This is a genomic window from Rhodococcus sp. ABRD24 (genome assembly GCF_004328705.1).
GTDB lineage: Bacteria > Actinomycetota > Actinomycetes > Mycobacteriales > Mycobacteriaceae > Prescottella.
Genome location: NZ_CP035319.1, coordinates 1,552,750 through 1,564,720 on the forward strand (window position 1 = coordinate 1,552,750; position 11,971 = coordinate 1,564,720).

An 11,971-nucleotide genomic window follows, 5' to 3' on the forward strand; every position below is an offset into this window, starting at 1 on the left:
CTCCCCACGACCTTTCCCTGCGCCGGCGTCCGGTCAGCTCGTGCTGAGCAGGAACGCGAGCGGACCCAATGTCACGAAGACACCCGCCACGACCGCGATCACCAGGCTGGTGATGTCGTCGGTCCGGCGCAGGATCCGCACCATCGCCACCAGTCCGACGATGACCAGGACCGCCAGGATCAGCGCCACCATCGGCAGCATGTCCCACAGCTTCTCGAAGCCCTTGAACATCAGCGCGCCCGCGACGACGGCGACGGCGCCCTGCCCCAGCAGAACCGCCCACTGCTTGGCGCCGGAGGCCTCGGGCAGATCGTCGAGGTCATCGAGGTCATCGTCCGCGAGATCCTCGGCGGACTCGTGCGGATTGTTCGACTGCCGCAGCAGATCTCCGGCAAGGGTCTGGCCGGACAGCAGCCTGGGCTCGGGCTCACTGCTGTGTGCGAAAGCCGGCGCTGGCGGCGGCGCGAGGACGGTCGTCGCCGTCACGGACTGTCGGTCGGCACGCGGCAGCACCGGGGCGTCGGCTGCTGGAGCATCGTCGGGCTTCGGCTCGGGCTTGCTCGGCTCGGGCTTGCTCGGCTCAGGTTTGCTCAGCTCCGGCTTGCTCGGCTCCGGCTTGCTCGGCTCCGGCTTGCTCAGCTCCGGCTTGCTCGGCTCAGGCTTGCTCGGCTCCGGCTTGCTCGGCTCAGGCGCAGCGTCCTCTGCGTCGAGATCGGCAAGGGAGAACACCGCGGTGGCCTCGGGCTCGAGAGCGGGCGTTTCGGCGACCACCGGGGCGTCGTCGGCGGACGGCTCGGGCTCCGGTTCCGGCTCGGCCGCCGGCGGGCTACCCACGGCCTGGAATTCACCGGTCAGCTCGGCGACGGAAATGCCGCCCGCGACGCCGCGCCGGCGTCGGCCGCCGCCACCGGCGCCGACCCGCTGACCGTTGCGGGCCAACAGCTCCGCAACCGAGATCGATTGGCTGTCTGTGTCGACACCATCGGGCTCCGTCATCGAGCGTTCACCACCAGTTCTCCACCCATCTCCGTATCGAGCTTGCGCAGGATCAGACCTTCCCGCAGCGCCCACGGGCAAATCTCGAGGACGTCGACCCCGAGCGCACGCATGCTGGCCTCCGCAACGAGAGCACCGGCCACGATCTGCTGGGAGCGGTCGGCACTCACGCCCTCCAATTCTGCACGGTCGGACGCCGTCATCCGCGATATGAACGCAATCAGTTGGCGCAGACCGCTCGCGGTCAGCGTCCGCGTCACCCGCGGGCCTGCCGTGGACGGCGCCGCACCGGTGAGCCGGGCGAGCGAGCGGAAGGTCTTGGAGGTGCCGACACAACGGTCCGGCTCACCGGCCGCGCGCAACTGCTTGGCCGGTGCGACCAGTTCGGCGTCGAGCCAGTCCCGCAACACCGCCACGCGACGCTTGCCGGGCGGGTCCTCGGACAACCAGTCGCGGGTCAGCCGACCTGCGCCGAGCTGAAGCGAGAACGCGGTATCGGGGTCCTCGTCGCCGCCGCACGTCAGTTCCAGCGAGCCGCCGCCGATGTCGATGTTGAGGATGCGTCCGGCGCTCCACCCGTACCAGCGACGCACCGCGAGGAACGTCAGGCGGGCCTCGTCGACACCGGAGAGCACCTCGAGATTGACGCCCGTTTCGGCTCGCACCCGGGACAGCACGGCCTCGGAGTTGTTGGCATCGCGCACCGCGGAAGTAGCGAACGCCATCAGTTCACCGCATCCGGAGGACCGGGCGATTCCGGAGAAGTCGTTGACCGTCGTCACCAGCCGGTCCGCCCCCTGGGACGTGATGTCACCACGGTCGTCCGTGTTCTCCGCAAGCCGCAGTGTGGCTTTCGTTGAGCTCATCGGGGTGGGGTGCCCACCACGATGAGCGTCCACTACGAGCAGGTGGACGGTGTTGCTTCCGACGTCGAGTACCCCAAGGCGCACACGGTTACGGTACTGGGTCTACCGTCGGGCACTGTGACAGCAGGCAACACCGGCGGCTCCCACAAGATGGTCCCCACGCCGGAAGTGGATCTCGATTTCCCCCGTGAGTGGATCGAGTTCATCGATCCGGAGAACTCCGAACACACCATCAGAGCCGACATGACGTGGCTACTTTCGCGCTGGACCTGCGTCTTCGGCTCGCCAGCGTGCCAGGGCACGGTCCCGGATCGCCCCGACGACGGCTGCTGCTCGCACGGCGCGTTCCTGTCCGACGAGGAGGACAAGAACAAGCTCGACGCCTCCGTGAGGCTGCTCACACCCGCGGACTGGCAGCTGATGGAGAAGGGTCTCGGCAAGAAGGGCTATCTGGAGGAGGACGACCTCGAGGACGAGCCCGCGCTGCGTACCCGTCGTTACAAGGGCGCCTGCATCTTCCTGAACCGTCCAGGCTTCGAGGGCGGCATCGGCTGCGCGCTGCACCAGATGGCGCTGCGCAAGGGCATCGAGCCACTGGAGGTGAAGCCGGACGTGTGCTGGCAGCTGCCGATCCGGCGGACCCAGGAGTGGGTGGACCGCCCGGACGGTGTCCAGATCCTCGAGACCACGGTCACCGAGTACGACCGTCGCGGCTGGGGCGAGGGCGGCGAGGATCTCGATTGGTACTGTTCCGGCTCCCCCGACGCGCACGTCGGCACCAAGCCGGTGTGGCAGTCGTATGCGCCGGAACTCACCGAACTGCTCGGCAAGCCCGCATACGACGTGCTGGCGGCGCTATGTCGGCGCCGAGAGGGTCTGGGCCTGATAGCGGTGCATCCTGCGACCACTGCCGCTCAGGAAAGAGCACAGCGGTCGCAGGACTGACCCGTCCGTCACGGGAGTGAGCCGCTACTCCTCGAGCTTGTAGCCGAGCCCACGCACCGTCACGAGGTGCTTCGGCTTGCCGGGATCGCCTTCGATCTTCGCGCGCAGCCGCTTGACGTGAACGTCGAGGGTCTTGGTGTCGCCAACGTAGTCGGCACCCCACACCCGGTCGATGAGCTGTCCACGGGTGAGCACCCGCCCGGAGTTGCGCAGCAGGTACTCGAGCAGATCGAACTCCTTGAGCGGCAAGGTCACGGGTTCCCCGTCGACGTGCACCAGGTGCCGCTCGACGTCCATCCGCACCGGCCCGGCCTCGAGCACCCCGTCGTCGCCGCCGGATTCCGGCTCGGTATCGATGCCGCGCCGGAGCACCGCACGGATCCGGGCAATGAGCTCACGCGCCGAGTACGGCTTGGTGACGTAGTCGTCGGCACCGAGTTCGAGTCCGACCACCTTGTCGATCTCACTGTCGCGGGCGGTGACCATGATGACCGGGACCGACGACTTGGCGCGCAACTGCTTGCACACGTCGGTGCCACTCATACCGGGCAGCATGACGTCGAGCAGGACGATGTCGGCGCCGCAGCGGTCGAACTCGGCCAGCGCGGACGGCCCGTCACCGACGACGGTGGTTTCGAAGCCTTCTTTGCGCAGCAGGAACGCCAGCGGATCGGCCAGCGATTCCTCGTCCTCCACAATCAGCACACGCGTCAACGGTTGGCCTCCAAACTCGTTGCCGCGTCGCTGAGCGTCGCGGCCTTCTTATCGATCATTGCGGGTTTGCGCGTCGCGGCGGGATAGTCCGCCTCGTCGGTGTCGTCGACGGATTCGATATGCGCGGGGATGTGCAGCGTGAATGTCGAACCGGTGCCGGGCCGGCTCCACAGGTCGATGGTGCCGTTGTGGTTGGCGGCGACGTGTTTGACGATCGCCAGCCCCAGACCGGTACCCCCGGTGGCACGGGACCGCGCCTTGTCGACTCGGAAGAAGCGTTCGAAGACCCGCTCCTGGTCTTCCTTCGCGATGCCAATGCCACGGTCGGTCACCGAGATCGCGACGTTGTCGCCGCGCATGGATCGGCTCACCGTCACGGGGGTCCCCTTGGGCGAGTATGCGATGGCGTTCTCGACGAGGTTCGACAGCGCTGTCACCAGCAGCGTCCGATCGCCGAGCACCTCGAGCCCCTTGGGCGGGTCGGCGTGGACCGTGATTTCGGCGGCCTCGGCCGCGACGGTGGAGCGGCGCAGCGCCTCGGCGACGACATCGTCGACATCGACCACTTCGAGGTCGGGCAGCTTCTCGGCGCCCTGCAGCCGGGACAGCGCGATCAGTTCGGTGACCATGTTGCCGAGCCGGGAGGACTCGGTGAGCACGCGCTGGCCGAAGTATCGGACCGAATCGGGGTCGTCGGCGGATTCGAGCAGCGCCTCCGCGAGAAGCCCCATCGCGCCTACCGGGGTCTTGAGTTCGTGGCTGACGTTGGCGACGAAATCGCGCCGCGTCGCCTCCATGCGTACCTGCTCGGAGTCGTCGTCGGCAAACACGACGACGAAGCGGCGGTCCTCTTCGCTGAGCAGGCGGGCGACGCCACGCACCGCGATCTTGTCGCGCCCACGCTGTGCGGCGCGGACGGTGAGATCCACCTCGACGGGCTCACCGGTCTCGAGGACCTGCGCCGCGGCCACCCACGCTCGGTCGTCGATCATCCGGTTGCTGACCAGCCCGAGTTCCTCGGCGCGCGGATTGAACAACACGACATCGTTGAACTTGTCGACAACGGCAATGCCGCTCTCGGAGGCCAGGACGATCAGATCGAGGACCTGAGACATGGTCAGCCCGGACTGGGCCTGCTGCCGCCGAGCGTGACGGGAGTTGAGGCGGGGCATCAACACCCCGGCGATCAGACCGCCGACGATCGCGGTCGCCACGGCCAACATCACGGCCTGAACAACAGTCACACGTGAATCGTACGTTCGAGTAGCACGACAACGAAGGCGGGTGTGACGGTTTTCTCGCACGTCACGGGCCCGAGAGCTGACGTTTCCCGGTAGTTCACCTGTCGTTTGCGAAAGGCCCCCGCCGCTTCCGGAACGGAAACGGCGGAGGCCTCTCAGCGTACGAACGGCCGGGCTACTTGGCTCCCTGGTTCGCGACGGCCGCGGCGCCGGCTGCGGCGGCCGCCGGATCGAGGTAGGTACCGCCCGGGTTCAGCGGCACGAGGTTCTCGTCCAGGTCGTAACGCAGCGGGATACCGGTGGGGATGTTCAGACCCGCAATGTCCTCGTCGGAGATGCCGTCGAGGTGCTTGACCAGCGCCCGCAGCGAGTTGCCGTGCGCGGTGACCAGGACGGTCTTGCCCGCCTTCAGGTCGGCCGCAATGGTCTCGTCCCAGTACGGGATGAGGCGCTTGACGACGTCGAGCAGGCACTCGGTCAGCGGCACCTCGGGCAGGTCGGCGTAGCGCACGTCCTGATCCTGGCTGTACTCGCTACCGGCCTCGATCGGCGGCGGCGGGGTGTCGTAGCTGCGGCGCCACAGCATGAACTGGTCCTCGCCGAACTCGGCCTTGGTCTGCGCCTTGTTCTTGCCCTGCAGGGCACCGTAGTGGCGCTCGTTGAGCCGCCAGTCGCGGATGACGGGGATCCAGTGGCGATCACACGCATCGAGCGCGAGGTTCGCGGTGCTGATCGCGCGACGCAGCAGCGACGTGTACAGAACGTCCGGGAGCAGGTTGTGCTCGGCGAGCAGTTCACCGGCACGCTTGCCCTCGGCCATGCCCTTGTCGGTGAGGTGCACGTCCACCCAGCCGGTGAACAAATTCAGCGCGTTCCATTCGCTCTCGCCGTGGCGGAGCAGCACAAGTGTTCCGGTACTCATGGCGTCAATCCTGGCATGACGTGCTTCCGCGGGCGCGCGAGCCGTCAGGACAGGGCGGTGAGCGGCGACGTGACACACCACGAAACGGACATCTAGAATTAGGTTAGGCACACCTATTTTACGAAAGGCTTCCCATGAAGTTCACCCGCGCGGCCGCACAGCTGACCGCCCTCCTCGGTGCGGCCGCCGTCGTCGCGACCGGCTGCTCCACCGCCGAGTCCACTCCGACAGCGCACCCATCGGACGGTGAGGGCTGGAGCTACACGACTGGCTACGGCAACACCATCACCCTCGACGCCGCACCGAAGAGGATCGTCGTCGACGCCTACTCCGCTGCCGCGCTCTGGGACTACGGCATCCGCCCCGCCGGCATCTTCGGGTACGGCATCACGGGCGGCCAAGCCACCGGCAATGCCGATGTCTCCACCATGACGATCGTCGGCAACGACGGCGAGATGAACATGGAGGCGCTCGCCGACCTCGACCCCGATCTGGTGATCGGTTACGGCAACTCCGACGACCCCACGTCGTGGACGTGGTGGGACGAACCGATGGCCGACAAGGTCAACACGGTCGCACCGTTCACGGCCGTGAAATTCTCCGGTGTTCCGCTGCCCGACGTCCTGACCGAGTACCGCAACCTCGCCGAGGCTCTCGGCGGGGACGGCGACGCCGCGAAGGCGGACAAGGCGGCCTTCGACGCGAACTCCGACCGGATCCGGAAGGTCGCGGCCGAACGCCCCGACATCTCGTTACTCCCGCTCAACGGCGACAGCAGCTCGCTGTACACGGGGACCACCAAGCTCGCCCAGCTCGGCTACCTGAGTGGGCTGGGCGTCAACTTCTCCGGACCGGACGGCGACACGGGATGGGCCGACGTGAGCTGGGAACAGGTGCCGTCCTATCCCGCCGACATCGTGATGCAGTACGTGCGGTCGCACGAGGCGTTCGCCGCCTCTCCCGTCTTCGTCCGCCTGCCCGCCGTCACGGCCGGTCAGGTCATCGACTGGGACGACAAGCGCCCCAACACCTACGGCAACTACGCGGCCTGGTTCGCGGAGGTGGCCACGGCGATGGAGAACGCCCGCGAGGTCGCCTGACCCCGAACGAGACTCGGCCCCCGGTGAGTGGGGCGGTTTCAAGGGGTCATCGCAACACTGCCTGTCAATTCGCGGTGATTGGATCACGGCTAAACGCTCGGCTGGGGTATCCCCGCCGAGCGTTTTGCGTGGTCGGCCGTTGAGTTCCTGATCGACGTGCTCGAGACACTCGGGACCGTAGACACTCAGCTCGGTGCCCTTCGGCGACAAGCCTTCCTCGATCGCTTCCCTCAGGACCGTGTTCCGGCAGTGGCGGTCGCTTATCCTCGGCCGCGCGGTGTCATCACAGGTCGCACTGGTCACCGGCTGTTTGTAGACGGCGTGGCGGTTGTGGTCCACGACCCGGCCGTCCGGACGGATCCGCCTGTTGCCGGAATGCCGGATTCCCTGACGCCAGTCTCGCGGGGTGCGTTCGTGGACCCCGACCCCACGCGCCGCTCGTGTGGTCGACCAACCCTCCGCGATCAACTCCAGACAGCGACGCTTCGCCTCGGGCTTGCCCTCCTCGAGGACCTCGAGGGAGAGTCGCCGTGAGCGCGAAGCCCTGGTTGTAGCGGGCATCGGTGGTGATCTTGCCGGCCTGCAACGCTGGCAACCGCAGCCACGGCGGGCTGACGCGGGTCGGAGGGACGGCTCCGGCCTTGGCGGCGGCACGATGATCAAGTCGATGTCGGACAGCCGGTCGAGTCACTCGAGGGGCAGCTCGATCGAGTTGTCGGCGTTGTGGTCGTCGCGGTACGGCAGATCGAGTCCGGCGTCGATGCAGACGCCGGTCCGCGCGACGTCGTCGCCCACCACGAGCAGCGGCGCGATGGACGCGAGCCGCTGGTTGCCGTACCAGTCGCTGTTGTAACCGACTCTTTGTCATCACGATCAGGTCGGGCACCAGATCGAGCAACGCCTCGTAGTTGATCGTGGAGCGGCCCAAGGTGTTCACGGCCTGCGCGCCGGCGACGGTGCGGCCCGGGAACTGGAATCCGATGGGCTGGTTCGGCAGCCACGAGTTCCCGGACCCGACGATGGGGTACGCCATCATCATCGCGAATTCGAGGTCGACGCGGTCGTCGAGCACGACGACGCGCTGCGGATCCTCCGGCGCACCTGGCCGATGAAGTCGCCCCATCGGTACGGCACGGTCTCAGCGGATGCGGCCGTCTTGCCGGTCGAGCAGCCCGCCAGCGCCACGGCGCCGGCTCGGCTCGGCTCGGCTCGTCCACGATGGCGGCCCACTCTTGTTCGGATACAGGGCGATTCGACAGCAGTGTGGTTATCCCACTCCTTCGGAGAGTCGCGGCCGCCCGAGGGGAATGACGAGCGGCGTGTTGGTGACGGGGTCGTCGATGATGCGGCACGGCAGGCCGAAGACGTCCTCGACGAGATGCTCGGTGACGATGTCCGACGGCGCGCCCTCGGCGACTATCGCACCGTCTTTCATGGCGATGATGTGGCTCGCGTAGCGGCACGCGTGGTTGAGGTCGTGCAGCACCGCGACCAGGGTCTGCCCCCGGGTCTCGTTCAGCTCGCGGCACAGTTCGAGCAGCTCGATCTGGTGCGCGATGTCGAGAAACGTAGTGGGCTCGTCGAGCAGCACCAGCGGCGTCTGCTGCGCGAGCACCATCGCCACCCAGACCCGCTGGCGCTGGCCACCGGACAGTTCGTCCACCAGCCGCCCGGCCAGCTCCGTCACGCGGGTCGCGGCCATCGCGCCGACGACGGCATCCTCGTCCTCGCGGGACCACTGTCGCAGCAGCTTCTGGTGCGGGTAGCGTCCGCGCGCGACGAGATCGGCGACGGTGCTACCGTCCGGCGCGATCGACGTCTGCGGCAGCAGGCCGAGGCGGCGTGCCACCTCCTTGGCGGGGAAGGACGCGATCGCCCGACCGTCGAGCAGGACCTGCCCATGCTTGGGGACCAGCAGCCTCGACAGCGCCCGCAGCAGCGTCGACTTGCCGCAGGCGTTGGGGCCGACGATCACGGTGAAGCCACCGTTCGGGATCTCGACGGCGAGGTGCTCGGAGATCACCGTCTTGTCGTAGCCGATGGTGAGATCCTCGGCCCGCAGCCGATTGGCCGTCGCGAGGGTGTCCGCTGTCATGCTGTTCATCTCGTTCCTCGTATCCGACGCGATCACTGTTTGCGCGCCTCTCGTGCGAGCAGCCACGCGAAGTACACGCCGCCGATCGACACGGTCACCACGCCCACCGGCAGCTGGTGCGGCGCGAACGCCCGCTGCGCGACGAAGTCGCTGACCATCAGCAGCGCAGCGCCCATCGCGGCGGCCGGCACCAGCGCGACCCCGGCGCTGCGGGTCACTCGCCGGGCCAACTGGGGGGCGGCCAGGGCGACGAACCCAATCGGTCCGGCCGCGGCGGTGACCATCGCGGTCAGTGCCACGCCGAGCACCACCAGACCCAGCCGGGTCGGTTCGGTCCGCACCCCGAGCGCCTTGGCGGCGTCGTCGCCCATCTCGAGTATCCGCATCCGGCCGCCGAGGATCAGGATCGCGGGGACGAGCACGACGAGCACGACCGCGACCGGGCCCACCTGTTGCCAGCCGAGGGATCCGAGCGAGCCCGCACCCCACACCGCGGCCGACATCGCCGCCTCGAGGTCGGCCTTGAGGATCAGCCACGTGTTCACCGACGCGAGCATCGCGCTGATACCGATGCCGACGATGATCAGCCGGAAGCCCTGCACTCCACGCTTGTACGCGAGCAAGTACACGACGGCGGCCGTGGCGATGCCACCGACCAGCGCGCCGACGCTCACCTGGTAGTAGCTGCCGCCGATCAGCAACATCACCACGAGTGCACCGGTGTAGGCGCCGGAGCTGAAGCCGATGATGTCGGGGCTGCCGAGCGGATTCCGGGTGAGCGACTGGAAGATCGCGCCGCTCATCCCGAGTGCCGCACCGAGCATGATCGCGAGCAGGACTCGGGGCAGGCGCCACTCCACGACCACCATGTGGACGCGGGCCGGGACGTCGCCGAACAGCGCCTGCACCACTCGGCCGGGCGGCACGTAGTAGTCGCCGCTGCCGAGTGCGAACACCGCGACGACGGCGGTGATCGCGGCCAGCACCAGGCACACGACGGTGGTCCGCACGTCGATGCGCGCCGACCAGCTACCGGGGCGCACGATCCGCGTCGACCGACCGAAGTCTATGTCCGCACTCGTATTCGTCGTCGTTTTCGTCGTCGTTTTCGTCGTCGTTTTCGTCGTCACAGCCCACTCACCTTGCGTCGCCGGACGAGCCAGATCAGGACGGGCGCTCCGACGAACGCCGTCACCACACCGACCTGCAGTTCACCGGGCCGAATCACGATGCGGCCCAGGATGTCCGAGCCGAGCAGAAGGATCGGCGCGCACACCAGGGTGTACGGCACGATCCAGCGTTGGTCGGGGCCGACGAACCAGCGTGCGACGTGCGGCACCATCAGCCCGACGAACCCTATGGGCCCGGCAGCGGCCGTCGCGCCGCCGCACAGCAGCGTGACGGCAATGACGCCGATAACCCGGGTGCGCAGGATCTGCGCGCCGAGTGTGCGGGCCAGGTCGTCGCCGAGGGCGACGACGTTGAGCGGGCGGGCGATCACGAGCGCGAGCACCAGACCGATCGCGATGAACGGGGAGACGCCGAGCGCCACCTCCATCGATCGGCCGGCCAGGGTGCCGGCGCTCCAGTGCCGCATCTGGTCGAACGCGGTGGGATCCAGCAGCGTGATCGCCGACGAGACGCCGCCGAGTACCGAACCGATCGCGACACCGGCCAGCGTGAGCCGCACCGGTGTCGCTCCGCCGCGGCCCACCGAACCGAGTGCGTACACGACGACGGTCGCGACGACGGCGCCGAGGAAGGCGAACCAGATGTACGACCAGATGCTGGTGAATCCGAACACGCCGACCGCGATGACGACCGCGAAACCGGCTCCGGCGTTGACTCCGAGGATTCCGGGATCGGCCAACGGGTTTCGCGTCATCGCCTGGATCAGTGCACCGGCCACGCCCAGGGCCGCACCGACCAGGAGACCGAGCACGGTGCGCGGCACCCGGAGCTCCCGCACGATCACGTGGTCGGTGGAGTCGTCGTAGCGGAACAGCGCGTCGATCACGGTACCGACGGGGATACCCTTCGACCCCACCGCGATGCTCGCGAGCACCACGACGGCGAGCGCCGCGACACACAGCAGCAGGCCCAGCGCCCGGCGAGTATTGATGCGGGCCAGACCCTGCGGCCGGTCCACCGCCTCGAGGGCCTCACTCCGCACTTCCCCCTCGGTGGAGACGGTGGCAGTCACAATCCCGCGTTCTCCAGCGTCCGGTCCACCTCGTCGCGGATCTCTTCCTCGTCGCGCTCGGTGTCCTCCCAGGCGGAATCCAGGCGCGCCTTGACGGCGTCGTCGAGGGCGTCGTAGCGGGCGCGCCACTCCTCGGCCTTGTACGTCCAGTACCCGATCACCTTGTATGCGTCGCCGGGCAGGCCGAGATCGTGGCGCAGGTACTTGCGGATGTCACGGAGCATCGTGCTCTCCCCCGCCACCCACACGTACCCGGCACCGTCGGGGATGCTCAGGCGGCGAATCGCCTCGGGCAGCGCACTGGCGGCGATGCCGTTGCCGGTGCCGTGCAGCCACACGAACTCGACGTCCGCGGCGGACGCGATAAGCTGCTCGTGGCTCGCGTCGGCAACCTCCACGATCGCCGTCGCCCGCACGTGGGCGGGTAGTTCCTCCACCAGGCGTCCCAGCGCCGGTAGGCCCGTGGCATCGGTGACGAAGATCTGCCAGTCGGTGTGCGCCGGCGGTTCGTACAGCCCACGCGACTCACCCAGGTACAGCATGTCGCCGGGTTGCGCGGACTGTGCCCAGTCGCTGGCCACCCCGCCCTCGTGGACCACGAAGTCGATCGTCATCTCGCCGCGCTCGGCATCGAAGCGACGGACGGTGTACGGCTGGCACGGTGACGGTTCCTTGCCGTCCGGGTACGTCCAACCGCGGCCGTTCGTGGCGTTCGGATCGATCTCCGGAAGCACGAATTCGCCCGTCTCCGGCACCGGGAAGTGCAGCCGCAGATACTCGTCACCGATACCGGCGGATGTGAAGTCCCTGAGACCACCGAAGACGATCCGAACCATGCCGGGGGTCAGTGGGGCAGCCTCGACAACGGTGCCGCGAAGTAGTTCCATGA

The 11,971-nt window shown here is 68.0% G+C and carries 11 protein-coding genes and 1 pseudogene; 2 read left to right on the top strand and 10 right to left on the bottom strand.

Annotated elements, in window-relative coordinates; translation table 11 throughout:
* Positions 1-33: 33 nt before the first annotated feature.
* Both ERC79_RS06960 and ERC79_RS06965 read right to left on the bottom strand, forming a co-directional pair.
* Positions 34-996 carry a hypothetical protein gene (locus tag ERC79_RS06960; protein ID WP_131576876.1) on the bottom strand — a complete coding sequence of 321 codons (963 nt, stop codon included), beginning with the start codon at positions 994-996 and terminating at the stop codon, positions 34-36.
* Positions 993-1,946: a Ppx/GppA phosphatase family protein gene (locus ERC79_RS06965; RefSeq protein ID WP_131576878.1), complete on the bottom strand. Its 954-nt coding sequence runs from the start codon at positions 1,944-1,946 to the stop codon at positions 993-995. The genes ERC79_RS06960 and ERC79_RS06965 overlap by 4 nt, the downstream gene beginning before the upstream one ends.
* Positions 1,947-2,012: 66 nt before the next feature.
* Between ERC79_RS06965 and ERC79_RS06970 the strand changes: the two genes are divergently transcribed.
* On the top strand, positions 2,013-2,807 hold the full coding sequence (locus tag ERC79_RS06970; RefSeq protein ID WP_131580831.1) for a hypothetical protein: 795 nt from the start codon (positions 2,013-2,015) through the stop codon (positions 2,805-2,807).
* A gap of 24 nt (positions 2,808-2,831) precedes the next feature.
* Here ERC79_RS06970 and ERC79_RS06975 read toward each other — a convergent pair whose 3' ends face one another.
* From ERC79_RS06975 to ERC79_RS06985, 3 genes are all read right to left on the bottom strand, one after another.
* Complete coding sequence (locus ERC79_RS06975; RefSeq protein ID WP_131576880.1) at positions 2,832-3,521, bottom strand: response regulator transcription factor; 690 nt, start codon at positions 3,519-3,521, stop codon at positions 2,832-2,834.
* The gene (locus ERC79_RS06980; RefSeq protein WP_131576882.1) at positions 3,518-4,765 is read right to left on the bottom strand and encodes an ATP-binding protein; all 1,248 of its coding nucleotides are present in this window, start codon (positions 4,763-4,765) and stop codon (positions 3,518-3,520) included. Before ERC79_RS06980 ends, ERC79_RS06975 begins: the two co-directional genes overlap by 4 nt.
* A gap of 172 nt (positions 4,766-4,937) precedes the next feature.
* Entirely contained in the window at positions 4,938-5,693 is a 756-nt protein-coding gene (locus tag ERC79_RS06985; RefSeq protein ID WP_207390496.1) for a phosphoglyceromutase, read from the bottom strand.
* 125 nt (positions 5,694-5,818) lie between these two features.
* Between ERC79_RS06985 and ERC79_RS06990 the strand changes: the two genes are divergently transcribed.
* Positions 5,819-6,784 (top strand): ABC transporter substrate-binding protein, encoded by a 966-nt coding sequence (locus tag ERC79_RS06990; RefSeq protein WP_131576886.1) that lies wholly within the window; start codon positions 5,819-5,821, stop codon positions 6,782-6,784.
* Between the two features lie 90 nt (positions 6,785-6,874).
* Here ERC79_RS06990 and ERC79_RS23355 read toward each other — a convergent pair.
* From ERC79_RS23355 to ERC79_RS07020, 5 genes and pseudogenes are all read right to left on the bottom strand, one after another.
* Positions 6,875-6,988 (bottom strand): annotated as a pseudogene (locus ERC79_RS23355) (IS30 family transposase); the annotation flags it as partial.
* Positions 6,989-8,051: 1,063 nt separating this feature from the next.
* Positions 8,052-8,888, bottom strand: coding sequence for an ABC transporter ATP-binding protein (locus ERC79_RS07005; protein WP_242676762.1), 837 nt, complete (start codon positions 8,886-8,888; stop codon positions 8,052-8,054).
* 23 nt (positions 8,889-8,911) lie between these two features.
* Positions 8,912-10,009 carry an iron chelate uptake ABC transporter family permease subunit gene (locus tag ERC79_RS07010; RefSeq protein ID WP_242676763.1) on the bottom strand — a complete coding sequence of 366 codons (1,098 nt, stop codon included), beginning with the start codon at positions 10,007-10,009 and terminating at the stop codon, positions 8,912-8,914.
* Positions 10,006-11,052, bottom strand: a complete 1,047-nt coding sequence (locus ERC79_RS07015; RefSeq protein ID WP_242676853.1) for a Fe(3+)-siderophore ABC transporter permease — start codon at positions 11,050-11,052, stop codon at positions 10,006-10,008. Before ERC79_RS07015 ends, ERC79_RS07010 begins: the two co-directional genes overlap by 4 nt.
* A 26-nt stretch (positions 11,053-11,078) precedes the next feature.
* Positions 11,079-11,969: a siderophore-interacting protein gene (locus tag ERC79_RS07020; RefSeq protein WP_131576890.1), complete on the bottom strand. Its 891-nt coding sequence runs from the start codon at positions 11,967-11,969 to the stop codon at positions 11,079-11,081.
* Between the last annotated feature and the right edge of the window lie 2 nt (positions 11,970-11,971).

What these genes read in the sequence shown, in the direction of transcription:
- ERC79_RS07020 (WP_131576890.1), bottom strand. Translation starts at nt 11,969, where the DNA reads ATGGAACTACTTCGCGGCACCGTTGTCGAGGCTGCCCCACTGACCCCC.
- ERC79_RS06970 (WP_131580831.1), top strand. Translation starts at nt 2,013, where the DNA reads ATGGTCCCCACGCCGGAAGTGGATCTCGATTTCCCCCGTGAGTGGATC.
- ERC79_RS07005 (WP_242676762.1), bottom strand. Translation starts at nt 8,888, where the DNA reads ATGAACAGCATGACAGCGGACACCCTCGCGACGGCCAATCGGCTGCGG.
- ERC79_RS06960 (WP_131576876.1), bottom strand. Translation starts at nt 996, where the DNA reads ATGACGGAGCCCGATGGTGTCGACACAGACAGCCAATCGATCTCGGTT.
- ERC79_RS06990 (WP_131576886.1), top strand. Translation starts at nt 5,819, where the DNA reads ATGAAGTTCACCCGCGCGGCCGCACAGCTGACCGCCCTCCTCGGTGCG.